The sequence below is a fragment of the Bdellovibrio bacteriovorus genome, from assembly GCF_002208115.1.
GTDB lineage: Bacteria > Bdellovibrionota > Bdellovibrionia > Bdellovibrionales > Bdellovibrionaceae > Bdellovibrio > Bdellovibrio bacteriovorus_C.
The window spans coordinates 1622644-1648359 of sequence record NZ_CP020946.1 but is presented as its reverse complement, the minus strand read 5'-3'; the positions used below and the strand labels follow the sequence as shown (position 1 = coordinate 1648359).

Sequence of the window (25716 nt, the reverse complement as noted above, 5' to 3'; positions counted from 1 at the left end):
ATTGCCCTTTACAGACAGTGATCTAACATAAAGGGCATGCTGGAACGGATCTTTCTTCATCAAAAGCAGTACTCCTTAAAACTTCGCTCCGAAGGCCTTCAAGCCCGCATCGAGGCACTGAAGGCCCTGGAAAAAGCCATCGAGACTCACACGCCGGACATCATCGAGGCCCTGAAGAAAGACTTCCAAAAACCCGAAGCTGAAACACTGCTGTCGGAAATCTATCCGGTCTTAAAAGAAATCAAATTCATCCGCAAAAACCTTTCCCGCTGGAGCAAACCACAGAAAGTAAAAACACCCCTGACACTGTTTGGAAGCCGCAGCTATATACTGCCGGAAGCCCGAGGGGTGTGCCTGCTGATTGGACCCTGGAACTATCCTTTCCAACTGTGCCTGCTACCCTTGGTGTCAGCCATCGCCGCAGGCAACTGCGCAATTGTGAAACCCTCGGAACTGACCCGTCATACGAGTTATGTGATTAAAAAAATCCTGACCGAAACCCTGACGGAAGAACATGTCTTTGTTGCCGAGGGCGGAGTCGAAACCACCCAGGAATTACTGAAACTTCCCTTCGATCATATCTTCTTCACCGGCAGCACGCGGGTGGGAAAAATCGTCATGGAAGCCGCAGCCAAGCACCTTTCCAGTGTGACTCTGGAGTTGGGCGGAAAATCCCCGACCATTGTGGATGCCACAGCCGATCTTTCTGAGGCCGCACAAAAAATCGCCTGGGCCAAGTTTATCAATGCCGGACAAACTTGCGTGGCGCCGGATTATCTTTTCGTGCACGAAAGCATTCATCAGGCGTTTAAGAAACACCTGATCGCGGCCATCGAAAACTTCTATGGAAAATCCGCAGACCTTCGCCACACCTCACCGGATCTGGCGCGCATGGTGTCCATCAACCACACCCAACGCCTGAAAGACCTGGTGGATGATGCCGTCAGCAAGAATGCCAAGGTCTTCTTCGGCGGGGAAACATCTCCCGGCGAGCATTTCTGCTCCCCGACCCTTTTGGAAAACGTCGATCCCCATGCCCTGATCATGCAGGAAGAAATCTTTGGTCCGATCTTACCGGTGCTGACCTTCCACGAGATCTCTGAAGTGATTCATTTCATCAATGAACGCCAAAAGCCTTTGGCGCTTTATTGCTATACTCACAGTCAGATGAACATGGAAAGAATTCAGCAGGAAACAAGCTCAGGCGGCCTGGTCTTTAATGATTCCGTAATTCACTTTGTGAACCCGCATCTGCCCTTTGGAGGCGTGAATCACAGTGGAATGGGCAGCTATCATGGCAAACATGGCTTCCGCGCCTTTTCCCATGAAAAGGCGGTCTTAAAACAGTCCTTCTTCGGGAAGCTTTTGCGAATCATGTATCCCCCTTATACGCCTTTTAAAATGAAGGCGCTAAAGAGTCTGATTCGCTTCCGTCTTTAAGTCAGTTGCAGGATCTTTTCGCGATCGCCCACAATCCACAACAAATCCCCGCGCTTCAGCGTTTCGCTGGAGTCCGGGTTTAAAATACGCCCGCCCTCACGCTCAATTCCCACCACTAGGCCGTGAGTAATTTCACGCAAGCCGCAGTCCCGAATGCTTTTATTCAAGAACGGCGAACCTTCCGTCAACAGGTACTGCTCAAGGCTGTACTCTGCTTCAGGCTCGGTCAAGGCCACTTCCGGGACTTCGGATTGGATAAAGTCCTTAAACAGGATCAACTGTTCGTCCGTCCCGATGACAAACACATGATCGTGAGGCATCAGACATTCCACCCGCCCCGGAGCGGTAATACGACGACGACCGCGCTCGATCAGGGCAATTGTGACCCCGTACTTTTCCCGGATCGAAAGCTGATGCAAAGGCACACCCACATAAGGAGCTTCCGGCGGAATCATAAATTCGGTGATGTGGGCATCCCACGGAGCCAGGGAACGGCTGTTCTTGCGGGCGTGCACCTTCTGAACATCGTCGTGCAAGTTGGTCAGGAAACGTCTTTCAAACCAGCCATATATGTCCTGCAGTTTCTGGGACAACACATAACCCACAACCACAACCATCCATAAAGTGATCGCCACCGCCCACATGACCGGCACAAACTGCCCCACCATCGCACCCAGCAGTCCCACCGCCAGCATGATCCGGGAAACCAGGAAAACATAGTTATGACTGCCCTTCCCCTGTTCGACCAAAAGAGCTTCAAACTGCTTGGTGCGGCCGAAAGCCAGCGCCCACAAGAAAGGGGCACTCATCACCAGAGTGGCACTTAAAGTTAAAAACTTGGCGGGGCCCTCTTCCATCTGACGTTCCAAAAGGAAAGGCAGGAACACACGAGCCATGGTCAAAAACACCGCCACCACCACCACGGCATTCAAGAGAACCTTTAAGATATAGGCACGAACCTGTTCACGCCATTCGCGGTTCCCGGACATCGAAAATGAAATCACACTGTAGCTGTCGATGGACTGGATAAACCGAGGCGGCAGGAACTTTTCAAGCCAAGCATAGGTCTTTTCCGCCGACCGTGCCATATACGGAGTCGTGAACGCCGTCAGCACTGACACTGCCACCGCAATCGGATAAATCTTTTCACTGATAACCTTAAGACTTAAACCCAAGGTCGCGATAATAAAGGAAAACTCCCCAATCTGCGCAAGACTCATTCCCGACTGCAAGGAAGACTTGAAGGTCTGTCCTGACAACACCGACCCTAAAGTGACACTTAAAGTTTTTCCCACAATGACCACCGCCGAAAGCAGCAGCACTTCTTTCCAGTAGATCGAAATAACATGGGGGTCGATCAGCATCCCGACCGAGATAAAGAACACGGCCGAAAACAGATTCTTGATCGGAGCAATCAAGTGGTGAATGCGCTCGCCTTCGATGGTTTCAGCCAAAATCGAGCCCGTGATGAAAGCCCCCAAAGCGGAGGAAAACCCGACGTTGCTGGCAAAGACCACCATCATCAGGCAAAGTCCCACGGCCACCACCAAAACGGTTTCTTCGGACAACAGTCTTTGCGCCCGCTTTAAGAAGCTTGGCAAAAGGAAAATCCCCGCCACAAACCAGATCGACAGGAAGAAGGCCAGCTTCAGCACCGCCCCCAGCATCTCAGATCCGGAAAAGTCTCGGGTCAACGCCACCGTGGTCAATAAAACCATCAAAAGAACGGCCACAAGGTCCTCAATCACCAGAACCCCAAAGACCATCCCCACGAACTTCATGTTCTTCATTCCCAGCTCTTCCACCGTGCGGATGATGATGGATGTGGAAGAAATGGAAAGGATGCCCCCCAGGAACAAACTGTCCATGGTGCTCCACCCCAGCAGACGGCCCGTGGTGAAACCGAACAGGATCATCAATGAGACTTCAAACAATGCCGTAAAGCTGGCCGAGCCCCCGACACGCAATAGCTTTTTAAAGCTGAACTCCAACCCCAGGGCGAACAAAAGGAAGATAACCCCGATCTCGGCCCACAGGTTGATGCTAGCCACCCCGATCACTGTCGGGAAAATCGAAGTTTTCGGCCCCACCAGGAAACCTGCGACCAAATATCCAAGAACTATGGGCTGATTGAGTTTTTTAAATAGAAGTGTAACAAGCCCCGCAGTACCAAGAATCAGGGCCAGGTCGTGAATCATCGCCGGTAAATGCTGCATAGATAAATTATGCCCACACTTCAGCCGCAGGCACCAGCTACCTTTTCAAAAAAGTACCAGGTAACTTTTTCCGAAGCGCTGCACAAAAAGAAAAACGGCCTTCCCGAAGGAAAGCCGTCTTTAAAAGATCTGAATTTGAAGCGAAAATTACTTCGCGTCGATCGCAGCTTGAACAGCCGCTTCAGCGTTCACGATACCAGCGCCCAACTCGTTAGCAGAGTTTGGAGTCAGTGGAGTCGCAGTGCGCTTCAGGATTTCTTTTACTTGAGCACCAGTCAAAGCTTTGTTCGCAGCTTTCATCAAAGCAACCACACCAGATACGTGAGGAGTCGCCATGGAAGTACCGTCGAACGGAGCGTAGTCAGTTGCCATAGTGTGCAAAGTTGCAGTTGCCACTTTACCAGAGTTGATTACGCGAACCAGCTCTTGGCCAACAGTTTGTTCGATCATGAACACGCCTACTGGAAGAACAGAACCGTCATCAGTCAAAGCGCCTTGGATCAGGCCAGGAGCGTTGTTGTAAACAACCACACCAGCTGCACCCGCTTTGATCGCGTTTTTAACTTTTTCACCGAAAGTGATTTCACCGCGGGAGATCAAAGCGTATTTGCCTTTAACGTCAACTTTAGCGAAGTCTTCTGGTTTACCCAGGTTTGCGTGAACAAGTACGTTTGTTTCTGGAGTCAGGATTTCTTTCGCACCTTGGAAAGTGGAAGAAGCAACTTTTACAGTTTTCTGACCGTTGGAAACAGCTACTGCAGACTCACGACCAGTACCTTGTGGTACGGAGGATACAACTGCAACACCCGGAGCAACTACAGCCAATTCTGGACCGTATTGAGAGAAGTCTGCTTTTTGCAGGTTCACGTCAACTGCGCCTACTGCGATAACAGTGGACAAAGCCGCTGGGTAAGAAACGCGGTTGGAACCGTTGTTACCGGAAGCCGCTACAACAGTGATACCAGCTTTATCAGCGGCAGCAACTGCAGTTCTTTCAGCAGGAGTGGACCAAGCGCCACCCAAAGACATGGAGATCACGTCAACTTTTTCCTGGATACCCCAGTTGATACCTTGAGCGATCGCTACGTTGGAGCAACCTTGCTCAGAGCACACGCGGCCCGCAAGAACTTTTGCTTTAGGAGCAACACCAGTGAAACCTGTGTTGTCCAGAACACCAGCGATAGTACCAGCTACGTGAGTACCGTGACCTACTTTATCAGAGAAGTCAGAACCGTTGCTGTCACCAGTGAAGTCTTTACCTTTTTCGAAGTTAGCAGCCAAAGATGGGTGAGCTTCGTCGATACCAGTGTCCAACACAAGCACGCGAGCACCAGCACCACGACCGGATTTGTTCCAAGCCTGAGTCGCTTTTACTGCATGGATACCCCATGGAGTTTTTTGACCCAATTTAGCTTGAGAAGATTGACGGGATTGACCCAGGAAGCCTTTTACCGGAGCTGGAGCATCGTGGAAAACTTCTTTCTCAACGTAAGCTACTGCTGGATTTGCTTTCAATTTTTCGATTTGAGCGTCGTTGTCAGTATTAACAACCAAAGAATTCAAATTCGCAAGACTGTCTTCCAGTTGACCTACAGCTTGAGATTGAACTCCCAAGTCCAAGCCCTTAGACGCATAAGACCCCTTCATCTTATAAGCCATGTGAGCTTTATTGAAAGACTGTTGGTCTTTCATGATCACTAGAACGCGCTCTGCTTGAGCTGATGTCGCGAAAAGCACTGACACGATGAGTGCAAACACGTTGAATTTCATTAAAATTCCCCCCATATCCATGGACTCCAACAATTGAAGTCCTCATGGAGAGGCACTTCATTTCAGCTTGAAAGATTTATCAAGTACTCTTTTGGAACCACCTAAATATTTTTTTGGCACCAGAAAAGTGAAAAAATCTGTCATGAGGGTGGGGGTTCCAAAGTGGCACCCCAGTTCGATTTTAGGACCAGAGCGGCCTTTATTATTAGATTCTCTTATAGATACCATCATTTATTTGGAATTAGCTGCACAATATTAAATCAAAGTAAATGACCGTTCGCGTCGTCATTTTTTTGTTCATGAGCAGTCTTTGAGCAGCCGGAATACCTCGGCATCAGGCCTTTTTAAGACGTCGGCGCATCTGGCGAATAGCAAAAAGCATTTCAACACTGTCGTGGATAAGGCGCACCCGCGAAGACTCTTTATGTTGCCAGCGAATCGGCACTTCACACACGCGCAGGCGAAATTTCTCCATGAATAAAATCAGCTCCACATCCCAGGCGAAGCGTTCAACGGAAAGAAGCGGCAGTACTTTGCTGCGAAACACCTCTTCATTGCGCACCAACTTGAATCCGCACTGCGTGTCTTTATAGGGAAGGCCGATAAAAAAGCGCATGATGCGATTAAAGATCTTTCCCATCGACTGACGAACCCAGTGCTGCCGAACTTCAATCTGACTTTCCGGCAGGGCGCGCGACCCCATGATCAGATCCGCACGGTCGGAATAAGACAGCAGCTTGTTCAGTTCCTCCCAGGGCGTTGCCATATCCGCGTCGGCCACCAGGATCCAGTCTCCGTGGGATTCGACCAGACCTTTTTTAACTGCGACCCCTTTGCCTTTATTTTCACGCAAACTGCAAAGACGAAGCGGCGGCCATTCGCTGCGAAGCTTTTCGACAACCTCCCGCGTATGATCACGGGACCCGTCATCAACCACCACGACCTCACAGATTTCGGCCTGAAACAATCCCGATGAAGAAAGCTCGCGCAGGCGCTGCAGGGTTGCCGGCAGACGCTCTTCTTCGTTGTATGCAGGAATGACCACCGAAACTTTCTGCATCAGTGGCCGTGGTTTCCGCTGGAGGACTTGGGAACTGTCGCCCCCACAGGCAGGAAGAAACTCAAAGGGCTGGAGAAGAATCTTTTCATCACCGCTTTGCGAATGGCTTTACGCTGTGGCGGCTTGATGCCGCGAGCTTTGATCGCCACCCACAATGCCAGGCCGAAGCTGACCAGCACGTTCAGGGCACCGATAAAGAAGATCCCGATCACCGCACGCCAGAATTCCCAGGACTTCATAAACTCCACACCCAGCACTGGCAAAGCCCCGCCCAGCGTGCCCGACGACAGAGTCACGTGGCGCACATCCAGATGCAGACCAATGAATTTCATAATTTCCGGAGTCATCCCCAGCAAAAAACCCAGGGAAATATTCCCGACCAGGCCCGAGATGTTATTTTCAAAGAACACGGCAATGCTGCGTGCTCCGCGCTTGCCAAAGACTGCTTTCAGCGTCGGGCTGCGCGCCAGGGTTTTACGCAAAGAATTCAGCGCAAACCAGTTGTCCGCCCAACCCGATGTCAAACTGGACAACCACAACAAAACCCCGGTAAACGCCGCAAAGATCAGCGCCGGGCCAAAAATATCCACAGACTTAAATGCGTACACCGCTTTTTCGTGGGACATCAGATGCCCGCCAAAGAGCATAAAGAACAAGGCATCAATCAGGATCACACACGGAACCACGAACATGACGTTCCCGGCAATCGCCGCCACTTGCGAGCGAATCAGATGGGTGATGTCTGTCACCAGATCATTCATCCCTTTTTCCGTATCCACATCCTGCATTTTTGCCGCCAGCGCCGGAGCCGTCATGGCCGGCTGCTTGGTGCCCAGGGTGAATCCAGCCAAATGAATTGCCACAAAGCTGAGTGCATAGTTGAAAGAGGCAAAGACCCCTTCCATAAAGCTTGAAAGACCCAGCGCCAGGATGCCAGTCTTGACATAGACCGTGATCGCCGTCAGGGCCCCACCACCGCCCGCGGCCTGAAGCATGCGTCGGTATTCATCCTTGGTGCGGGTGATATAATGCTCGCCGGTTTCGGCGGCTCGTTCAACCACCTTGCGGGCCAGCAAAGACACGTTCTGGGAAAACAGCGACGAGATACTGCGCAGATCCTGATTTTCCTCAATAAGTTTTGAAAGGAAGCTTGTGACTTTTTTTGAATCCACGCGCTCGTTCAGCAGGATTTCCAAAAGACTGTCAATACGCTGCAAATACGTGCGCAGACGCGCCATCTGGAACACCAGATTGACACTGACACCATATTCATCCAGATGCTTGTGGACCTGCGCCATTTCACGGCGGCATTCCCACACGATCATGCGAAAGCGCGAAGCCTTTTCCAATGCCAGGTTGCGATCCCCGGCGTGATAGGCATTCATGAACTCCTCAAGCCCGCGCACCAGAGCAAAGAACGCCGAATCGCGGAAGTTCGGTTTATCCAGGCGATAACGGATGGCCGGTGACAGACCGATCGCACGCACCTGAATCACCAGATAAACCAGAGCATCTTCCAGATCCATGCCGAAACGGTTCCAGTCTTTTTCATCAGAACCGACTTCGTAATTAAACAACTCAACCAGGCGGTCAAACGTCGCCGGATCAATAGAGGCCACCCACAATGGATCTTCTTTTTCCGGGAACAGCGCCCAGAACAAATACCCCAGTTCGTGATCCAGCGGCGGGGTTGGCAGCATCTTCATCATCAGACGATCTGAAAGCTCACTCCACAGGCCTAATTCTCTGGGCAGACCGGTTTCTGTGTACAATTCAAGACCGCTGACTTCGTGAACCACGGTTCTAAGAATCACGGCGACCGATTTTTTCCACTGCGGATTGCGCTCCAAAACCATCAACAGGTAACGCAAACGAGCCACCGGCAGACGGCCGGTTTCCTTTTCTATGTGCGCATCCACAGCGCCTTCATAGCGAACCCACTGCAGCAGCCGAACCAGCCACTGGAGCTGATCTTCCAGTTGTTTCTGTTCAGAGGCCGAACCCAAAAGCACATCCAGGTCACTGTGAACCTTGCTGCTTCTTTTGTATTGAATGAACCGGTTTCTAAAGGCTTTGATCTTTGTAAACATATAGAAAGTTTACAGAATCCCATTTCAAAGGCACGCGGGATTCTGCCCAAAGCCGCAACGCACAACGCAACCATTTGTGGCATTTCTCCCCATCCCTGTCCGTGCTAAAAATTCGCCATGCGAAACGGTCTGATTTTCACCCTTATTTTGATGATCTCTCAAATCTGTATGGGAGCTGATAAAATCACCAGCCTGTCCGGAGCGGATGTACTGAATGGTGAACCCAAGACCATTACCACCGCCAATCACAAAGCCACGATTGCCGTCTTTCTATCCGCGAAGTGCCCTTGCTCTGCCAGCCACGAAGCTTTACTAAAGGAGCTGGCCCAAAAATACAAAGACTTCCAATTCGTGGGCATACATTCCAACTCGGACGAAACCGCTGAAGAAACACAAAAGCATTTCCGCGAAGCCCATCTGCTGTTCCCGGTGATACAAGATGCGCGCAGCCAGTGGGCAAACAAGCTGGGTGCCTTGAAAACTCCTCATGCCTTTGTCCTTAATCCTTCCGGCGAAATGATTTATCACGGCGGCGTGACCGACAGTCACGTGGGTCCTTCTGCTAAAAAGCAGTTCCTAAAAGAAGTTCTGGAAGACCTGCAGGCCGGAAAACCCTCCCGCCACAAGGAAGGACGCGCTTTGGGGTGTTACATCCAACGAGCGGATGAAGCATGAAATATCTGATTGTGTTTTTGGCACTGACCCTTTGCGCCTGCGCCCGTCCTGATTATTTGCCAGAAGCAACCGCGGTGAACAACGAGCAAAACGATCCACAGTCAAACTGTGCGATCCTGTTCAACAAAGAAAACATCTGCGCTGAGCTGCTCTGGAAGCAAGCCCCCACCAGCACCGATTTTTCCGAATTCGAACTTCGCTTCAACGCTTCGATACCGGCAGAGAATCTGTCGGTGATTCTGTGGATGCCTTCCATGGGACATGGCTCCTCTCCAGTAAAAATTGAATCTTTGGGCGACGGAAAATTCCGCGTGTTTAACGTGTTCTTCATCATGCCCGGTGACTGGGAAATTCGCATCGTGCTTAAAGACAGCCAGGCGACTCTGGATCAGGCGCATGTGCCTTTGGTGGTACCGTAAATGAAACTGCTGGCGCTGGCTTTGATTTTCGCAAGCTCTCCAGCATTGGCTGCCAGTTGCTGTGGTGGCAGCTTTTCATTTCCAGCGTTGATCCTGGGCGACGACAAGGCTCAGGTCACAGGAACCCTCAGTCAGTCTGAAATCACTGACGATGTTCTGGCCAGCGGCAAGTGGATCCGCCGCAAAGATGACAACCGCGCGCAGATGCTAAAACTGGAAGGGGCTGCACTTATCAACGACAGCCTTCAGGGTGGCTTTTCCCTGCCCGTGCATTCCAAAAACAGCCGCACCTCTGACACCAACTCAGGGCTTGGGGATGTGTCGCTGTACCTGGGGCATGAAACCTTCCCTGAGCTGACATATTCTGCCTGGAAACCTCGCGGGGTCACGTTCCTGCAATTGACCCTGCCCACAAGCCCGTCCATTTATGACAGTGCTTTGAATGCATCGGACATTCGGGGCCGCGGCTTTTACTCTTTGGGCGCAGGACTGGCGCTGATCAAAGCATGGAAAGTGTGGGATTTTAATTTCAGTTCCGAACTTCACAGATCATTTGAAAGAACCGCTTCCGGTGAAGCCTACAACGGCGAAGCCACCATCCGTCCGGGCTGGGGCACGACACAAAGCCTGGGCGTTGGCTGGAACCGCAGGGACTTCCGTTTGGGAAGCACTTTGGCGTTTCTGTATGAAGAAGCTATTGCCATCAACGGCTCAACGACTTCAGAGGGGCACGCACAAAAGAACTTCACGCTAAGTGTTGCCGGAAGTTACATGATCAATCTGGAATCGGCTGTAACCGTCAGCTACGCCGATCAAAGTCTGATCGGCAATCCCGTTAATTCAAGTTTATCTAATACCATTAATCTGAGCTACCAACAGCGGTGGCCCCGTTAGGAGATTTTATGTTTAAGAACTTCATGCTTGCTGCAGGTCTGATGCTGGCATCTGTAACAGCTTCAGCTCAACAATCCGCAGATTGCCCGCTTTCTTTCCATGACAGCGAATTATGTGCAACTATTGAGTTTGCACAGGCGCCAAATCAAAACACAGATTCGCCGTTTATCCTGAAAGTATATGATCTGACCAGCACGGCTTCTGTGCCTGTCCTGGTGGATCCGGCTCAATTGAAAGTGGATTTGTGGATGAACATGGGTCACCACGGCCATGGAACATCACCGGTAAAAATCGAAAAGCAGGAAGTCGGAACTTTCCTGATTTCTGAAGCTTACTTTGTGATGCCGGGTAAATGGCTGATCCGCGTTTGGATCAATAATGAGAAGAGCGAAATGACTGTGGTGGTGAAGCCTTAGGCTTCAACCACAAAGTATGGAATTTCCACGATGGCCCGGATGCCTTTTCGGGCCAATGTTGCCGAAAGAACCGCACGAATGCCGCTGATGTTCTTGCCTTTGCAGCCGATCACCTGCCCCAGGCACTTCTGATCGCACTCCACCTTATAGACAGTCGTCTTATCGCCCACCATATAAGTTACAGAAACCGTGTCAGGATAATCGACCAATCCTCGGATCAAAGTCTCAAGCAGGCTGCGACCGCTCTCTCGATCTTGGTCTTGGTTAGGGCTGATCTCAGGTCTTTTACGAATGACTTTGATCTCTTTTAGGCCAGACATTTGTTTCACTCCAATTATATCAACAAGAAACATTTCGGTTTTGTAATAATCAAACTAAAGGGGGATTTGGCAAATGTAATTCAAAATCTGTAAGAACCCCACCAAGAGTTAGGCACTTTTTTTAGATTTCTCAAAGAGACTCGCACTTACCGAAAATTCCGGGGTTACTTAGTGTCAAATAGAATGGATCACGAAAATATTCTCGAGTTTATTTCGCACTGTCCGAGCCAGGTATTCAGTGTAATTTCAATTGTGAGATTTCTTGGACATCCTGTCGGAAGTTTCTTCTAATAGTGTGATGATTCAACTTCTGAAAAGCTCCACTTATCAACGCATGCCCTGGAAGAACGGCCTTGGTGTCACCGATCAAATTGACCTGGCTCCGGCAGAAATCAAAAGCAGTCAGCCCTATGCGTGGCGCCTGAGTTCTGCTTTAGTGACGGCGTCGAATCCATTTTCAATCTTTGAAGGTTATGATCGTCTACTTAGTGTGATCGAAGGCGATGGCCTGATGTTGAATCAAAATCCGCTTCTGCCGCTGCAGGTATGCGAGTTTTCTGGGGACGATCACACCGATTGTCAGCTGATCGGCTCCCCCGTCCGGGACCTGGGACTTATCTTCAATCCCAAGACCCACCGCGCACGCATGCAGTTTCACACCCTGCCCGCCGTCAGCGAATCCGTGATGTCCCTGAAAGAAGAGATTCACTTTTTCTTCGTGGTCCAAGGCAAGATGCGCCTGGACGGTCAAACAGCGCAAGTGCAAGACTGTTTTAAACTCATCCGGGAAACCCAGATCAAAATCCAAAACACGGCCAGCGAGACCCTGGGATACTATCAGATCTCGCTTTCCCCCATTTAGTTTATTTTATAGATGCGACTTTCAAACGGGCGAAGCTCTCCACCGGTGATCTGACTGTGATCAGCCACGGTTTGATTCGCCATCAAAAGATTCGCCGAAGACAGACTGATTCCCGGCAGATCAAATTTCGCAGGCTTGCCAGTCATGTTGGCCATCACGAGCATTTTCTCATTCTCGTCAGTGCGGGTGTAAGCATAGATCTGATCATGCTTGCCAAGAACCTCGTCATAGACACCATAGATGAATACCGGATGATTTTTGCGGAGTCGAATCAGATTGCGATAAAAATTCAGAACTGAATTTGGATCCTGCTCCTGAGCTGCGACGTTGATGGTCTTATAATTCGGATTCACCTTCAACCAAGGACGACCTGTGGTGAAACCACCCTGCTCAGAAGCATCCCATTGCATGGGAGTTCTGGCATTGTCTCGAGAGGCACTGGCAAGGTCTGCCGTGATCTCGGCATCTGTCGCACCTTGCCTGCGGCGAATTGTGAAAATGTTTTTCGCGGACACATCGTTAAAGTCCTCAGGCCCGCTAAAGACCGTGTTGGTCATCCCGATTTCCTGCCCCTGATAGATGAACGGCGTTCCCTGCATCATGAAGTACATGGTTGCAATCGACGTCGTGCTTTCACGCCAGTAGTTCTGAATATCACCCCATTTGGAAGTGATGCGGGGGACATCGTGGTTTTCCACGAACAAAGCATTCCAACCACGCCCCTCAAGACCCTTTTGCCAACGGCCCAGAACTGACTTCAGCTTTGCCAGATCCACACGGCGCTCGGGATTTGCATCCCACAGACCCACGTGTTCAAACTGGATAATCATGTTGAACTTCTTCTGGGCAGTGCCCACCCACTCTTCCGCGTTTTCAGCCGACACACCGTTGGCTTCCGCCACCGTCATGATGTCATACTTATTGAAGGTGTTGGTGCAAAGGTCTTTCAGGTATTCCTGAATGCCGTTCACGTTCATGTGTTTGTCGTAAGACGGCACGTACTCAAGATTGTTCGGATTGGGCATATCGGCAAGGCCCGGCTCTTTGCGGGCGTGGCTGATGGCATCGACGCGGAAACCATCAATGCCCTTATCCAGCCACCAGTTGATCATGTCATACACAGCTTTACGCATGTCCAGATTTTCCCAGTTCAGATCCGGCTGCTTGCTTGAGAAAATATGCATGAAATACTGCTGGGTCAGCTCATCAAACTTCCAGGCCGACCCGCTGAAAATACTTTCCCAGTTGTTGGGCTCTTTGCCGTTTTTTCCGTCGCGCCAGATGTACCAGTCCCGCTTGGGATTGTTTTTAGAACTGCGGGACTCGATAAACCAAGGATGTTCGTCACTGGTGTGATTCACCACCAGATCAATGATCAGCTTCATACCCCGGGCGTGAACCTGCTGCAAAAGCTGATCAAAATCCTTCATGGTGCCGAATTCATGGTGAATATCCTGATAATCACTGATGTCGTAGCCGTTATCGTCCTGCGGGGATTTGTACATAGGACAAATCCAGATCACATCAATGCCCAGATCTTTCAGGTAATCCAATTTGGAAATCAAACCCTGCAGGTCCCCCATGCCGTCGCCATTGGAATCCTTAAAGCTGCGAGGATAAACCTGATAAACGACCGCTTCTTTCCACCAATTCTTTTGAACTTCGGACACGACTAAGACCCCTTGTAAGTCTCGAATGTAAAGTTCTAAAAAAGGACCCGTCAAGAAAAGACTGAGGGCTCATCGGACTGCAAATCATTTCTTTTCAGTTGCAGCGGGATAACCCGGGCATGGCGCACCCGCACACGCCCCATCAAATACGAAGATACCGGAATGCCCAGGAACAGCACCAAAGCCGCTAATCCCAGCAATCCCCCCATATAGGCATCACCAAAATGCAGGGCTGCGGCCGCACACAAAAGAACCACCCCCAGTGTTGACGATTTGGAAACCGCCGCCATTCGTGTCAGCGTGTCGGGAAACTTCACTCCTCCGACCGAGGCCAGTAAAATCAAAAGGCATCCCAATAATAACAGCCCCTGCACGATGATCGTCATAAGATGTCCTTTTTACGCTCCAGTAAAAACACGAAGAACGTGTTTGAAAGAAATGACAGCGGCGCCAGCACCAGAATCAAAGACACCGCTTCTTCGCTGTTGCTAAAAACGGCATACAAGACCGCCGAAGCGATGGAGATATTGTTCAATAGATCAAAGGTCATCACCCGGTCCATCCAGTCCGGCCCTTTAATACAGCGATACATGGCAAGCCCCGACGACACCACCAGTGCTGTGATCATCAAATAAATCATGACTTCACCTCCCCCAGTATCAAACGCAGTTTGTATTCAAAACGGGATTTTAAAACTTCCATATCCTTATCGGCATCATCGGTATGCAACAGATGCACATACAAAAGCCCCAGATCCTGACGCACCCGAATCACCATAGAACCGGGAATCAGGAATATGATCAGCGACAGCCACCAGATCCCCCATTTACTTTTAATATCCAACGGCAGACGCACAATAACAGGCTTCATAAACCGGTTGGGACGAAACACCCAGGACACCACTTGTAAAACGGCAACACAAAAATCCCAGGCAAACTTCAGCAGCACTTCCACCACCCACACAACCCGCATCATCGCAGACCTCCTTCCATCAGTTCCTGCGCCACCCTTTCCGTCAGATTCATCAAAGGCTGAAAACCAAGCCCCACACTCAGGATCAATAAACTCATCACCAACAGTGGCACCATCATCCAGCGCCCCCGGCCTTGCCGGTCGTTTTCAGGCAACGAAGACACCGCAGGCTTCCAAAACACTCCGTTCCAGATTTTAAGCATCGACATCAAAGTCAACAGACTGACTGCCAACGCCATCCCCACAGCCAGCCAACGCTCTTCACCCAACGCCGCCTGCAGGGTCAGCACCTTGCCCCAAAAACCAGACAGCGGAGGCACACCAATTAACGACAACGCCGAAAATGCAAAGACAGCCCCCAGTAGCGGACGAGCCTTCCACAGGCCTCCGGATTCAGAAACAAAGCTGGTGCCGCTGGCTTTTTCCATAACCGCCACAGCAAAAAATAAATTCGTTTTCACCAGCATGTGATGGATCATATAGAACACACAGGCAGCTATGCCCGCCGAAGTTCCCAGCGACAATCCCAGCACCATATATCCGACCTGGGATGTACTGTGAAAGGCCAGAATGCCCTTCATATTGTCCCGGGAAAGCGCCCCCAGCACGCCAAGAATCATCGACAACAAGGCCAACGAAAACAGAAGCGGCAACAGTCTTTCGCTGCCAGGTAAAGTCGACACGGGCACCAAAATCCGCAATAGAGAATAAACGCCCACCTTGGTCAGAAAACCCGCAAATACCCCGGCCACTGCCGTCAACGTCACCGGATACGCCGCTGGCATCCAGAAGAAAAACGGAAACAGCGCCGACTTCACAGAAAATGCCATGACCAGACAACAAAGGCCCACGACCATCCCCAGATTCTGACCGTAGCTGCGCTGATACTGAATCAGATCCACGATATCCAGACTGCCAGCCGTATTGTAAATAAATGCAATGCCAATCAAAAAAGCGACTGAAGAAAGAATGCTCAACACAGCGTACTTATAGGCGCCGGTCACCGATGTGCGATAGCGGCTCATCGCCACCAGGAAAAAGGACGAGGCCAGCATCACCTCATACCACACGTACAGGTTGAATAAATCTCCGGTGGAAAAGGCGCCAAACACACCCATCATCATGAAATGGAACAAGCTGTAGTACCCCCGCAGTTCCCATTGCCGGTTCAGCAGTGCCTGCATGGAAAGGTTTCCGCACAAAGCAACCACAGAGCTTCCCACCAGCATGACTGCCGCCAGCAAGCCCACCGAAAATGAAATGCCAAAAGGCGCCAGCCAATTCCCCAGTTGCAGGGTTTGAATGCCCCCATCCTCCACTCGCAAAAACAACTGCACCGCGGCCCCTAATGCCCCCACCGAGCCGGCCAGGGACACACTTCGCAGCAATAGCGAATTCTTTCTGCACATATACGTCAGCAACGCCGTTACAAAGCTGATCAGCAACGGGGCCATTATCATTCCGAATCCTCCGGCAGAAAATCCGCATCCCGGGATTTTGAATATTTAAGTCCCTGACTGGCCAGTACCAATAGCACTGCCGTCATTCCCAAACCGATCACGATGGCCGTTAAAATCAGCGCCTGGCTTAGGTGATCAGCGCCCTGGGATCCTCCGCTTTTTAAAATCAGCAGATTCACCGCGTGCCCCAGAACGCTTATCCCCAGAATCAAAGTCAGCCAGTCGCGCGACAGGATCAACCACACACCGGCGGAAAAAAGCAGCGCAATACTGAGCGAGAGAAAGTCAATCATACGTCCCTCCGCAGGAAGGCAAAAAACAGGCTGGTCCCCATTCCCAGTACCAGCAGATAAACACCCATATCAAACAACAGAGGCGTGCCCAGGAAAGCCAGCCCCCCCGGCAACCACAATGCCGTCAGAAAGGGTTTACCCCAGAACACCGGCAACATCCCCGCCGTGAACGCCAGCAGCAGTCCGGTGCAGATCCAGCTTAAGGGCTTCATCACCAGCACCTTGCGCGCGCCATCTTCGCCAAACACCAGTCCGTAAAATGTGAAAGAGATGGCCAGGACCAGCCCCGCAATAAAACCACCCCCTGGGGTGTTGTGACCCCGCAAAAGAATGATCAAGGAAATCACGGTGAACAACGGAGCCATCACCCGCGCGGAAGTATACAAAATGATAGAGGGCCGCAAAGTCAAATTCAGGCGCCGCTTTCGCAAAAGCATAAAATGAATTCCCATGCCCACAATTCCCAGAACCGTGATTTCACCCAAGGTATCCAGCGCGCGAAAATCCACCAGAATCACATTCACAACATTGGATCCTTTTCCCAAAGGCAGCGCGTTTTCACGATAGAAATCCGCGACCCGCGAAGAAAGCTTTCCGTCGGCCATGACTCCACACAAAAGCAGTGCGCCGACAAAGGCACCCGCCGTTGCAAGCGCGCGCACGGTGCGATACAAAACGCTGAATCCCGACGGATTCGGCCTTAAGAACACCAGCGACAAAGTCAATACCACGACTGAAAGAGTTTCCACCGCCATCTGAGTCATAGCCAGATCGGTGGCACCGACACTGAGGTAAAACAGACTGATACCGATACCAACGACCCCCACCCCAACCACTTTCAAAAGAGGCTTTAGACTAAAAATCAGCGGAAGCAGTCCCAGCACCACCAGCGCAAAGGGAATGACCTGAAAAAGAATCAGCTCGTCGGTCCTCAAGGAAGGCGCATAGTCCCGAAGCGGTAAAAACCACGGCAGCACCAGACAAGGCACCAGCAGCATCCACAGAATATAAAAACTCAAACGCCCACTTTGCAGGCGGTCCATGACTTTTTTGGCCAGCGTTCCCATATGGCCGACTCGCGGTGAAGGCTTGTATAAACCCTTCATCCACACGGCCGCCTTGGTGACGACGCCGGCGTACCGGGCGGCAAGCACAGTCCCGAGGCCCATGGAAATCAAACTAAGAATCAGCGCCAGATTCACTCCGGTCCACATTTCAAGATTCAATTCCACATCGCGCAACACGATGGCCGACACAACCGGATTCAGGAAATATTTATTGATGTCGTTTAAGAAAAAGCCCGCCAACCAGCCGCCAGAAGCCAGCAACAAAGGAGGCCCCCACATACTCGCCTGCACTTCATGCAGGACTTGCCGGTCCTCCTGCTGGGCAAAGATCACCACGATCAAACGATACCCGACCACGATGGACATGATACTGGCCCCCAGCAAGGCCAGGACCAAAAATGATCCCGGGAACTTCAAAGCCAGAGCGGACTTAAAAAGATACTCTTTGCTTAAAAAGCCCATGCTGAAGGGAAGCCCCATCATCGACCCCAAAGCCATCAACAGAGCCAGCGACGTCAAAGGCATCCGACGATAAAGACCCGAGACATGATCCAGACTGCGCCCGCCCATTTGTTTGTCGATGTTTCCCACACACATGAACAGACTGGCCTTGTAAAAAGAGTGCGCCAGAATGTAGGAAAAAAAAGCCTTCCATGAATAAGCTTCGTGCAATCCGACCAGCATGCACATCCCACCCAGAGAGCTGACCGTGGTCCATGCAAACAACTGCTTCAGATCCGTCTTGGTCAGTGAAACAATCATGCCCCAGATCAGAGTGGCCGCGCCGACAAGCCCCAGCGTCATCAGCCAATCCAGATTCTTATCAAACAACGGGCTGAACCTTGCCAGCAGGAACACCCCCAGCTTAACCATCGTGGCCGAATGCAAATAACAACTGGCCGGCGTCGGGGCCACCATGGCTCCTGGCAGCCAGAAATGAAATGGAAATTGTGCCGACTTGATCATCGCAGCAATCATAATCATCAGCATCGTCAGTTGGCTGTGCTGATATTCCGTGTGCCCGTACAGAATTTCCAGCAGCGAGTTGCTGCCCGAAGCTTGTGACAACATCAACAGTGCCAGCAGCAGACACAAGCCCCCGGCAATATTAAGAACCAGCGCCTGTTTGGCACCTTTGCGCACATCAGGATCAGTGAATTTAAATCCGATCAGCAAAAACGAACAAAGGCCCGTGGCCTCCCAAAAGCCATAGAACACAAAAATATTGTCAGCCCAAAGAACCCCCAGCATGCTCCCGGTGAAGGCAAAAAACAGCGGAAAAAATCTGCGCCTTTCCACGGTCTTAAAGTAGGTGCCAGCATACACGCTGACGCAAGCACCAATACCACTGACAATGCAGGCGAAGAACTCGGACAGACCGTCGCGGGGAAAAGGCCAGGATTGTTCAATAAAGGGTTTTAAGCTTTCCCCAAAGGCACCAAGATAAGGCAGCAAAAAAAGCACACGCCATACTGCGGAAGGCAGCCGTAAACACAACGGGGCCATCAGCGCCAAAAGGAAAAACAAAATCACCCAGTACATCAGCATCTGCACCTCTTTTTTGTTTATCTCCTCAAGTGTTCCCAACAGGATGGATTTCGACAACTTTGAAGGGGCTTTTCGGGATAAAATCAAAGGCATTTTCATAGGTCCCCAAGGGACTTCGTGGCCCTGCATTTGCTTTACTGAATTCTCGTACTTTGTGTCTCTGGAAGTGAGGTTCTATGATCTCTCTAATGCGATATATGGCATTTGGGCTGGCTCTTTTGCAATTGCAAGGAGCTGCCGCCAGCAATTTTCGTAACCCTGCCAGTATTTTAACACCCGAGCCGTTTTATCAGTCCGTTCCTGCGGCCAAAGATCCTGTGGCAGAACTCATAGAAAACCCTTATCGAAAGTATTTTACCAAAGCCGATATCGAACGAATCAGTCAGGAAATGCGCGCCGAAGAGCATCGCAAACAGCGGCTGATCAAAGGGCAGCTGATTATGGTGGACACTCGGGATCAGGAGGCCTGCCAAAAGATTCAGGACCAGTTGACCGGTAACAGAAACATGAAAGCCGTCAACGACGTGCGTGGACTTTGTGTGCAGGACAACACGAAACCCATTGCCAGCGTGATGGTGCTGCGCGAGTCCAATGAAATTGAATGGCAGCGCGAGGTGGATATCAGCGGACTGACCTCGGACCAATCCAACCTTTACACCAGCACCCGCAACGTGGCCCTGGGTGCCGTGGGTGTGGCAGGCTTGTTATACATGATGCCTGAAAGCGTAACCAACTGGGACAAAGAAAAAATGAAAAACCTTGGCAAGAACTGGCAGGACAATGTCAAGGACGGCCCGGTGGTGGACAAAGACGACTGGGCGATCAACTACATCGGTCACCCTTATTCGGGTGCCATTTATTACCAGGTGGCCCGTCACGCTGGCGTAGGACCGATGGGTTCTTTCGGCTATTCTGTTTTGATGTCCACATTCTTCTGGGAATACGGAGTTGAAGCCTTCGCTGAAAAGCCCTCTATTCAGGACTTGTTCATCACCCCCATCATCGGATCAATTATGGGTGAGCTGTTCTATCGCGCGGAACTGAAGATTCAGAAAAATGGCGGGAAAGTCTGGGGTTCAAAAAAGCTCGGCTCCGTGCTGATTGTTCTGATGAACCCTATGGGCGCGTTCAGTGATCAGATGAACAAACTCTTTGGCAGCAAGGTCATTAAAAGTGCCAGTGCACGCTGGGTTGTGCGTCGTCATACCGGTGTCGGCGGCCACCCTTCTGTCGAGCGCGCTCCGGTCTGGGGCTTTGAATTGCAGTTTAAATTCTAAAGCGAAAACTGCCGCTGAAGGATTTCCAGGGTGGCAGGCACGGAATTCACCGAATGAAATGATCTGAATCCCAGCTTTTCCGCAGCGTCCACGTTGGCGGGGCTGTCGTCGATGAAGACGATGGACGACGGTGGCAATCCCACCTGGGCAGCGGCGGACAGATAAATTTCGGCATCCGGTTTTCGATGCCCCAGCTCGAAACTGGTCATAATCCGATCAAATCGTTTCATGACCGGAAACTGATTCATAAAATAATCATAGTGCGGAAGATTGGTATTAGACAGGGCATACAACGGAACCTTTCCAGCATAACGATCAAAAATCTGCTCCACATTCGGCAAAGTTCCCAGAATCAATTTATTCCAGGCGAATTCCAACGGGGTCTCGGCAGAAAGCCTTAATTCACTTCGAACAAAGGAAAAGAATTCGTCCGGAGTTGCGTTTCCCCGCTCCAGCTCAAAGTGAATTTTTGCACTTCCTAACACCGACCATATCTGATCCTGTTTTGCTCGATCAAAAATCCCCAAAGCCTCCACTGTCCTACGCCAGTTGATTTCCAGAATAATTCCACCAATATCCAAAAAGATTGCTTGTGCCGACATACATTGACGATATCACAGATTGGCCGTTGACGGAACCTCACGTGTCCTTCCAGACTAGATGACGTGGAACCCACACATGAGTCCCCTTATTCTGAAGCTCCAAAAAGCCCGCAACAGGTCCTGCTTGAGGCGGATGCCACGGCATTTCCCGCCTTCTGGCAAAATCTGCAAAACCAAACCGTTCTTCTGGTAGGATGGGGGCATGGCCATCTGGCGGAAAGCCTCGTGGATGCTGGTAACACAGTCACCTGCATCGAGGCTTCTTTGGATTTAATATCCAAAGCCCGGGACTTTATCGAATCTCACAATGTGGAAATGATTCACGGGGACTTTTTGACTTTTCAGGATTTCAGCCCGCATCAGTTTTCTGCAGTTGTCACAAGTCTGGTAGCCGAACCTGTCAAGGATCTTCCCCACTTGTTCAGACAAGCGGCGGCGGTGCTTGTAAATAACGGCATTTTATATTTATCCGAAGTCCACACCGAGTCTGCACCACCCGCCAATCACATTCACAGCGAAGAAGCAATCACCCTCGCGGCCACCCAGGCAGGGCTTGATTTGGAACGCACCGAAACCAGTTACGGTGCAGATTTGAAAGCCCAGCTTCAGATGTGGGAGTTTCGAACCCGGTGAGAGCATCCCCGGGTTCCCTTCTGGCATGATGCCAGATTATTTCACAGACTATTCGTCGTCCTGTTCACTCTCGTCACGGGAGCGTGATGAACTGGAAGAGCTGCGACCTGTCTGCTTACCAGAGCGGCCGGAGCTTTTACCCGAAGATGTGGACGAACGGCTTTGTTTGCCAGAGCGGCTTGAGCTTTTGGTGCCTTTCATAGCGACCTCCTTTTCGTCTGAGTGTAAACGCCAACACAAGGATGTCTCTAAATTGCGTCTTTATTTCTGAGATTTAAAAAAACGTCTGTATGACTTGCTCGCCGTCACTCGCCTTGAGTGTGTATCATCTTGAAACAGAGCCAGACCCTACGGAACACTAATGTTCAGTTTGCCTAAGGATTCTTCTTCAAACTCCGAGCGTGCCACCGATAAGAGTAAAGATGTTTAAAGGCACGTATTTCCTGAAGAATCTATCACATTTAAGACCGACCTTGTTGCCGGGCGGATTCTTATTTTTTGTTATGATCCTTTCAGCATGTACGGCTGAGCTTGAAATTTCTGACGTCCAGTCTTCAACACCATTTTTCACACAAAAGCCCACGGCATTTTCATCTTCCACTTCGGCGACCTTCCATTTCAAAGCCGCCAACAGTGTGATCAAGTCCTACAAGTGTTCTCTGGATCAGAGCGACTGGTACGACTGCAGCAGCCCGCAAACCCTGAGTGGACTTTCACACGGTGCCCACGAATTCAAAGTGCAGTCTTTCGAAGCACAAGGCATCCTGGCTGGTGAGTCCTCGTTCCAGTGGACTGTCGACACGGATCTGCCGTCTTTGACAGTCACGCAAAACCCCACAGCCTTGAACAACTCCAGCACGGCGCTTTTTAATTTTGTGGCCGCTGATGTCACATCGCCCATCAAAGGTTATCAGTGCAAACACACAAGCCTGACCCAGCCCGCAGGAAGTTTTGAAACCTGCAGTCCGCTTGTGCCTTTGGTGGGCCTGATTGAAGACGTTCACACCTATGCCATCAAAGCCATGGACGAAGCCGGAAATCAGTCAGCAGAATACACCTACACCTGGACTGTGGATCTGACTCCACCTGCTGTACAAATCACTGGCAAGCCGGCCACAGCAACCACCAGCGCCTCAGCCACGTTCAATTTTACCAACACCGAAACCGGTGGTGGGGTCTTTGACGGCTATCAGTGCAAAATCGACACCGACGACTATGCTGACTGCGTGTCCGGGCAGGCCTATGCCTCTTTATCCCAAGGGGCACACAGCTTTTCGATTCGCGCCAAAGACACGGCTGGGAATGTCAGCAGTCCGATAATCTATAACTGGATTGTGGATTCCGGCACCGTCACCCTGTCAAGCTTCACTATTGCCAACAACGCGGCAACTATCGGTCTTGCTTACACCACAACCCAAATGACCGCATCGTCAGCTTTTGCCGCAATCACCGGCATGAGATTTTCTGAGCTTGCAGATTTTTCTGACACCACCTGGGTCCCTTATTCTGCATCGGGTACAACCACTCTGAAAAATCCTGGCGGTTTAAAAACAATCTATGCACAAGTCAGAAACGCCGCAGGCACCGTCAGCAACACTTTGACAGACACTGTGACCCTGGACCTTGGCAATCCCCCGTTGGTATATCTGACTTCGCCTGTGGGCGGACAAACTTATGCCCCAGGTGCTACCGTCAATATCGAATGGTCCTGCAGTCCGGGGGCCGGGCCCATCCCGTTGGCGACAAACCCGATCAGTTTGATTCAATACACCGTTGATGATGGCATCAGCTTCCACACCATATCCACAAATCGCCCGAACAACTTAAGTGCCACCACCGGGAATTATTCCTGGGTGGTGCCCTCTCAGACCCCCACGGGACAGACCGTCAGTGCCACGACACCTTTAAAAATTCTGATATCCTGCGTTTCAGACGCCGGTGTTGTGACCAGTGCGATTTCCAATGCCGTGAATTCACAATGGACTGTGTTGGTCGGTGAACCGGGGAACTTAAGCAACGGCGTGCACATGAATGCTGCGGATCTGACCGCCAACGCCACAACGGGGATGTATGGCTTCTTTGCAGATTCTCTGAATCGAATTTACTATACCAAATTCAACAGCATTTCGACGGTGAATTCGGAAACGGGTTTGGTGTCCACCTGGATGGGCGAACCATTCAGCCTGGCTTGTGACCCCGCCAACGGAAAGTTCTCAAGCCCCATGATTCTGGACATCAACGAATCTGATGAAATGCTGGTGCTAAGCCTGCCTTGTTCGCAGTTGTTCCGTATTCGCATCTCTGACAAGACCGTCCTGTGGAGCAAGACTCTGCCGGAAATTAAAATCAACAGCCTGGTCCTGAACAAAGAGCAAGCCTCCAGCATCAGATATGTGAAAACGGGCCATCTGTTCTATTTCTCAAATGAGGCCTTCTGGATGGTCGACGTCAACTCTGCCGATAAAAATCCGGTGCTGGTCATGGGGACCCCTGGCACCTGTGGCACCATGGGAGCTGTTGATACGATGGCGGATATTTCTCCGATTCCTTGCCCGACATCGGATCTTTATCTGACGTTGCTTCGACCTGACTTGAATAAAATCTGGGTTCAGATCAACGGTTCCACTTTTGAGCTGCACAAGCAGGCCGCTTACGGAAAGTATAAAATTGCCCGAGTGGGCATGACCACGGGCACGTGGAACACGTTCTTTAACCGCTGCACGCAGGTGGCCGGATTGCCTGGCAAACTTTATTGCCTTCGGGCTCAATACGAGGGCAACAAGCTCGCCTACTTCGATCTGGCGACGGAAACATGGTCGGCGTCCTTCAATCTGGACAAGCACTACAAAAACATGTCGACCATTTTCTATATGGGCGCGGCGAAAGACTTTATCTATGCCTTCTCCACCACCACGAACGAACTTTTTAAAGTTGTGGATGACAGTGGCACTTTCACAAACTCCATGGTCGCGGGGGTTCCGTTCTTTACCTTCGGAAACGGCACAGACCCATCCAAAACGGCCTTCACCCAGATTTCAAGCATCGCATATGAACCCGATTCTCAGTACCTGTATGTGCGAGGCCCCCGCCATCTAAGACGTCTGCACATCAATACCTCTGTCCCCGGATCTGAAGCCATTGATCACATTGCCACAGGTTATCATGCCTCGGCGGGTAACAGTTCGGCCTATGCCTCGTTAACGATCTCTGGAACCGGCATTGCTGCTTTCTCGCAAATCGCAGGCACCCCGGCCAACCTGTGGAGCTCTTACGGCATGAGCACCTGGGATGCCAGCACCCTGGAATACAATCTGACCGTGGGCCCGTCTTACTATCATGCCACGCCCGCCTCCAGCGCTTATCCCGCCGTTGATGTCGGTCAGTTCAACACCACGAACACCGGATACAACCTGCACTCTTACCGCAAAATTGCGACGTTCCTTCCGAATAACAAACTGTATTTCTATGGTTCGTCAGGTTTGTTGGATGAAGCCAACTTGTGGATCTTTGAATCTGACAAAGACACCGGCAAAATCAAACCCGTCGTCGGCGGCGCCGGCGCTTCGAACTATGTGGCGACAGATCACGGCCAAAATGCCTGGGGTGCTTACCTGAGCGATATCTCGGGCCTGCAGGCCAATGCCGATGGGGACTTGCTGATTTTTGATGGATGGAGACTGCGTAAGGTCACCATCGCCACCGAATCCGCCAATCCTAAAATCTACGACCTGACCAACTTCGCGGCATTGCCGAACAAGCCCACCATTGCCTCGTGGAACCATGCCGTTCATGATACGGCCACGGGCTGGAGCTATTTCGTCACACACACCGAAGGCACCACTCAGGGCCAAGTTTGGGCCGCGCATCCGGATGAGGGCTTCGTGCAGATTTCCACGACCGGCTGGGTTCTGCCGTCGCGTCTTTCAACCTTCCGCCCGATCACCCTTCAGATCACTCCGCTGGGATTGCTGTTGCTGGATACAACTAAAAAGCGAATTCTTAAAACCGCCCTGTTCCCGACGCCATTGTAAT

General features: G+C 51.0%; 23 protein-coding genes. 9 read left to right on the top strand and 14 right to left on the bottom strand.

Annotated elements, in window-relative coordinates; genetic code table 11:
* Positions 1 to 36 precede the first annotated feature (36 nt).
* Complete coding sequence (locus tag B9G79_RS07840; RefSeq protein WP_088565023.1) at positions 37 to 1440, top strand: aldehyde dehydrogenase family protein; 1404 nt, start codon at positions 37 to 39, stop codon at positions 1438 to 1440.
* On the opposite strand, the gene B9G79_RS07835 is transcribed toward B9G79_RS07840, so the two are convergent.
* The 4 genes from B9G79_RS07835 to B9G79_RS07820 all read right to left on the bottom strand — a co-directional run bounded on the left by B9G79_RS07835 (position 1437) and on the right by B9G79_RS07820 (position 8576).
* Complete coding sequence (locus tag B9G79_RS07835; protein ID WP_088565022.1) at positions 1437 to 3656, bottom strand: cation:proton antiporter domain-containing protein; 2220 nt, start codon at positions 3654 to 3656, stop codon at positions 1437 to 1439. The genes B9G79_RS07840 and B9G79_RS07835 overlap by 4 nt on opposite strands.
* A 147-nt stretch (positions 3657 to 3803) precedes the next feature.
* Positions 3804 to 5426, bottom strand: a complete 1623-nt coding sequence (locus B9G79_RS07830; RefSeq protein WP_232469269.1) for a S8 family serine peptidase — start codon at positions 5424 to 5426, stop codon at positions 3804 to 3806.
* A gap of 334 nt (positions 5427 to 5760) precedes the next feature.
* Positions 5761 to 6486, bottom strand: coding sequence for a dolichyl-phosphate beta-glucosyltransferase (locus B9G79_RS07825; protein WP_088565020.1), 726 nt, complete (start codon positions 6484 to 6486; stop codon positions 5761 to 5763).
* Positions 6486 to 8576, bottom strand: coding sequence for a site-specific recombinase (locus B9G79_RS07820; RefSeq protein WP_088565019.1), 2091 nt, complete (start codon positions 8574 to 8576; stop codon positions 6486 to 6488). The genes B9G79_RS07825 and B9G79_RS07820 overlap by 1 nt, the downstream gene beginning before the upstream one ends.
* Positions 8577 to 8693: 117 nt before the next feature.
* On the opposite strand from B9G79_RS07820, the gene B9G79_RS07815 reads away from it, so the two are divergent.
* Genes B9G79_RS07815 through B9G79_RS07800 form a run of 4 tightly spaced genes read left to right on the top strand, consistent with a single transcriptional unit; the run spans position 8694 to position 10980 of the window.
* Positions 8694 to 9251 (top strand): thioredoxin-like domain-containing protein, encoded by a 558-nt coding sequence (locus B9G79_RS07815; RefSeq protein WP_088565018.1) that lies wholly within the window; start codon positions 8694 to 8696, stop codon positions 9249 to 9251.
* Positions 9248 to 9670 (top strand): FixH family protein, encoded by a 423-nt coding sequence (locus B9G79_RS07810; protein WP_088565017.1) that lies wholly within the window; start codon positions 9248 to 9250, stop codon positions 9668 to 9670. The genes B9G79_RS07815 and B9G79_RS07810 overlap by 4 nt, the downstream gene beginning before the upstream one ends.
* A complete protein-coding gene (locus B9G79_RS07805) occupies positions 9671 to 10564 on the top strand; it encodes a serine protease spb1 (protein WP_088565016.1) in 894 nt (297 codons plus the stop codon).
* A gap of 8 nt (positions 10565 to 10572) precedes the next feature.
* Positions 10573 to 10980, top strand: coding sequence for a FixH family protein (locus B9G79_RS07800; protein ID WP_088565015.1), 408 nt, complete (start codon positions 10573 to 10575; stop codon positions 10978 to 10980).
* Here B9G79_RS07800 and B9G79_RS07795 read toward each other — a convergent pair.
* The gene (locus B9G79_RS07795) at positions 10977 to 11300 is read right to left on the bottom strand and encodes a KH domain-containing protein (protein WP_088565014.1); all 324 of its coding nucleotides are present in this window, start codon (positions 11298 to 11300) and stop codon (positions 10977 to 10979) included. The two genes, B9G79_RS07800 and B9G79_RS07795, sit on opposite strands and share 4 nt — an antisense overlap.
* 298 nt (positions 11301 to 11598) lie before the next feature.
* Here B9G79_RS07795 and B9G79_RS07790 point away from each other — a divergent pair, with 298 nt between their 5' ends.
* On the top strand, positions 11599 to 12162 hold the full coding sequence (locus B9G79_RS07790; RefSeq protein WP_088565013.1) for a HutD family protein: 564 nt from the start codon (positions 11599 to 11601) through the stop codon (positions 12160 to 12162).
* Here B9G79_RS07790 and B9G79_RS07785 read toward each other — a convergent pair.
* Genes B9G79_RS07785 through mbhE form a run of 7 tightly spaced genes read right to left on the bottom strand, consistent with a single transcriptional unit; the run spans position 12159 to position 19271 of the window.
* Positions 12159 to 13832: a glycoside hydrolase family 13 protein gene (locus B9G79_RS07785; protein ID WP_088565012.1), complete on the bottom strand. Its 1674-nt coding sequence runs from the start codon at positions 13830 to 13832 to the stop codon at positions 12159 to 12161. The genes B9G79_RS07790 and B9G79_RS07785 overlap by 4 nt on opposite strands.
* 50 nt (positions 13833 to 13882) lie before the next feature.
* The gene (locus tag B9G79_RS07780; protein WP_088565011.1) at positions 13883 to 14218 is read right to left on the bottom strand and encodes a cation:proton antiporter; all 336 of its coding nucleotides are present in this window, start codon (positions 14216 to 14218) and stop codon (positions 13883 to 13885) included.
* Positions 14215 to 14472 (bottom strand): monovalent cation/H+ antiporter complex subunit F, encoded by a 258-nt coding sequence (locus B9G79_RS07775; RefSeq protein ID WP_088565010.1) that lies wholly within the window; start codon positions 14470 to 14472, stop codon positions 14215 to 14217. The genes B9G79_RS07780 and B9G79_RS07775 overlap by 4 nt, the downstream gene beginning before the upstream one ends.
* On the bottom strand, positions 14469 to 14807 hold the full coding sequence (locus B9G79_RS07770) for a Na+/H+ antiporter subunit E (RefSeq protein WP_088565009.1): 339 nt from the start codon (positions 14805 to 14807) through the stop codon (positions 14469 to 14471). The genes B9G79_RS07775 and B9G79_RS07770 overlap by 4 nt, the downstream gene beginning before the upstream one ends.
* The gene (locus B9G79_RS07765) at positions 14804 to 16258 is read right to left on the bottom strand and encodes a complex I subunit 5 family protein (protein WP_232469268.1); all 1455 of its coding nucleotides are present in this window, start codon (positions 16256 to 16258) and stop codon (positions 14804 to 14806) included. The genes B9G79_RS07770 and B9G79_RS07765 overlap by 4 nt, the downstream gene beginning before the upstream one ends.
* A 2-nt stretch (positions 16259 to 16260) precedes the next feature.
* A complete protein-coding gene (locus tag B9G79_RS07760; protein WP_088565007.1) occupies positions 16261 to 16557 on the bottom strand; it encodes a sodium:proton antiporter in 297 nt (98 codons plus the stop codon).
* A complete protein-coding gene (gene mbhE, locus B9G79_RS07755; RefSeq protein WP_232469267.1) occupies positions 16554 to 19271 on the bottom strand; it encodes a hydrogen gas-evolving membrane-bound hydrogenase subunit E in 2718 nt (905 codons plus the stop codon). Before mbhE ends, B9G79_RS07760 begins: the two co-directional genes overlap by 4 nt.
* Before the next feature lie 77 nt (positions 19272 to 19348).
* Between mbhE and B9G79_RS07750 the strand changes: the two genes are divergently transcribed.
* A complete protein-coding gene (locus tag B9G79_RS07750; protein ID WP_088565006.1) occupies positions 19349 to 20449 on the top strand; it encodes a DUF3943 domain-containing protein in 1101 nt (366 codons plus the stop codon).
* Here B9G79_RS07750 and B9G79_RS07745 read toward each other — a convergent pair.
* On the bottom strand, positions 20446 to 21051 hold the full coding sequence (locus tag B9G79_RS07745; protein WP_088565005.1) for an HAD family hydrolase: 606 nt from the start codon (positions 21049 to 21051) through the stop codon (positions 20446 to 20448). The genes B9G79_RS07750 and B9G79_RS07745 overlap by 4 nt on opposite strands.
* A 63-nt stretch (positions 21052 to 21114) precedes the next feature.
* On the opposite strand from B9G79_RS07745, the gene B9G79_RS07740 reads away from it, so the two are divergent.
* Complete coding sequence (locus tag B9G79_RS07740) at positions 21115 to 21684, top strand: class I SAM-dependent methyltransferase (RefSeq protein ID WP_088565004.1); 570 nt, start codon at positions 21115 to 21117, stop codon at positions 21682 to 21684.
* 48 nt (positions 21685 to 21732) lie between these two features.
* On the opposite strand, the gene B9G79_RS18155 is transcribed toward B9G79_RS07740, so the two are convergent.
* Positions 21733 to 21885: a hypothetical protein gene (locus B9G79_RS18155; RefSeq protein WP_157678758.1), complete on the bottom strand. Its 153-nt coding sequence runs from the start codon at positions 21883 to 21885 to the stop codon at positions 21733 to 21735.
* Between the two features lie 221 nt (positions 21886 to 22106).
* On the opposite strand from B9G79_RS18155, the gene B9G79_RS07735 reads away from it, so the two are divergent.
* Positions 22107 to 25715, top strand: coding sequence for a hemagglutinin (locus B9G79_RS07735; protein ID WP_088565003.1), 3609 nt, complete (start codon positions 22107 to 22109; stop codon positions 25713 to 25715).
* The last annotated feature ends 1 nt before the right edge of the window (position 25716 follow it).

Excerpts from the sequence above, each read along its gene's own strand:
- B9G79_RS07840 (WP_088565023.1), top strand. The coding sequence starts at position 37 with ATGCTGGAACGGATCTTTCTTCATCAAAAGCAGTACTCCTTAAAACTT.
- B9G79_RS07835 (WP_088565022.1), bottom strand. The coding sequence starts at position 3,656 with ATGCAGCATTTACCGGCGATGATTCACGACCTGGCCCTGATTCTTGGT.
- B9G79_RS07830 (WP_232469269.1), bottom strand. The coding sequence starts at position 5,426 with ATGAAATTCAACGTGTTTGCACTCATCGTGTCAGTGCTTTTCGCGACA.
- B9G79_RS07825 (WP_088565020.1), bottom strand. The coding sequence starts at position 6,486 with ATGCAGAAAGTTTCGGTGGTCATTCCTGCATACAACGAAGAAGAGCGT.
- B9G79_RS07820 (WP_088565019.1), bottom strand. The coding sequence starts at position 8,576 with ATGTTTACAAAGATCAAAGCCTTTAGAAACCGGTTCATTCAATACAAA.
- B9G79_RS07815 (WP_088565018.1), top strand. The coding sequence starts at position 8,694 with ATGCGAAACGGTCTGATTTTCACCCTTATTTTGATGATCTCTCAAATC.
- B9G79_RS07810 (WP_088565017.1), top strand. The coding sequence starts at position 9,248 with ATGAAATATCTGATTGTGTTTTTGGCACTGACCCTTTGCGCCTGCGCC.
- B9G79_RS07805 (WP_088565016.1), top strand. The coding sequence starts at position 9,671 with ATGAAACTGCTGGCGCTGGCTTTGATTTTCGCAAGCTCTCCAGCATTG.
- B9G79_RS07800 (WP_088565015.1), top strand. The coding sequence starts at position 10,573 with ATGTTTAAGAACTTCATGCTTGCTGCAGGTCTGATGCTGGCATCTGTA.
- B9G79_RS07795 (WP_088565014.1), bottom strand. The coding sequence starts at position 11,300 with ATGTCTGGCCTAAAAGAGATCAAAGTCATTCGTAAAAGACCTGAGATC.
- B9G79_RS07790 (WP_088565013.1), top strand. The coding sequence starts at position 11,599 with ATGATTCAACTTCTGAAAAGCTCCACTTATCAACGCATGCCCTGGAAG.
- B9G79_RS07780 (WP_088565011.1), bottom strand. The coding sequence starts at position 14,218 with ATGACGATCATCGTGCAGGGGCTGTTATTATTGGGATGCCTTTTGATT.
- B9G79_RS07775 (WP_088565010.1), bottom strand. The coding sequence starts at position 14,472 with ATGATTTATTTGATGATCACAGCACTGGTGGTGTCGTCGGGGCTTGCC.
- B9G79_RS07770 (WP_088565009.1), bottom strand. The coding sequence starts at position 14,807 with ATGATGCGGGTTGTGTGGGTGGTGGAAGTGCTGCTGAAGTTTGCCTGG.
- B9G79_RS07765 (WP_232469268.1), bottom strand. The coding sequence starts at position 16,258 with ATGGCCCCGTTGCTGATCAGCTTTGTAACGGCGTTGCTGACGTATATG.
- B9G79_RS07760 (WP_088565007.1), bottom strand. The coding sequence starts at position 16,557 with ATGATTGACTTTCTCTCGCTCAGTATTGCGCTGCTTTTTTCCGCCGGT.
- mbhE (WP_232469267.1), bottom strand. The coding sequence starts at position 19,271 with ATGAAAATGCCTTTGATTTTATCCCGAAAAGCCCCTTCAAAGTTGTCG.
- B9G79_RS07750 (WP_088565006.1), top strand. The coding sequence starts at position 19,349 with ATGATCTCTCTAATGCGATATATGGCATTTGGGCTGGCTCTTTTGCAA.
- B9G79_RS07745 (WP_088565005.1), bottom strand. The coding sequence starts at position 21,051 with ATGTCGGCACAAGCAATCTTTTTGGATATTGGTGGAATTATTCTGGAA.
- B9G79_RS18155 (WP_157678758.1), bottom strand. The coding sequence starts at position 21,885 with ATGAAAGGCACCAAAAGCTCAAGCCGCTCTGGCAAACAAAGCCGTTCG.
- B9G79_RS07735 (WP_088565003.1), top strand. The coding sequence starts at position 22,107 with ATGTTTAAAGGCACGTATTTCCTGAAGAATCTATCACATTTAAGACCG.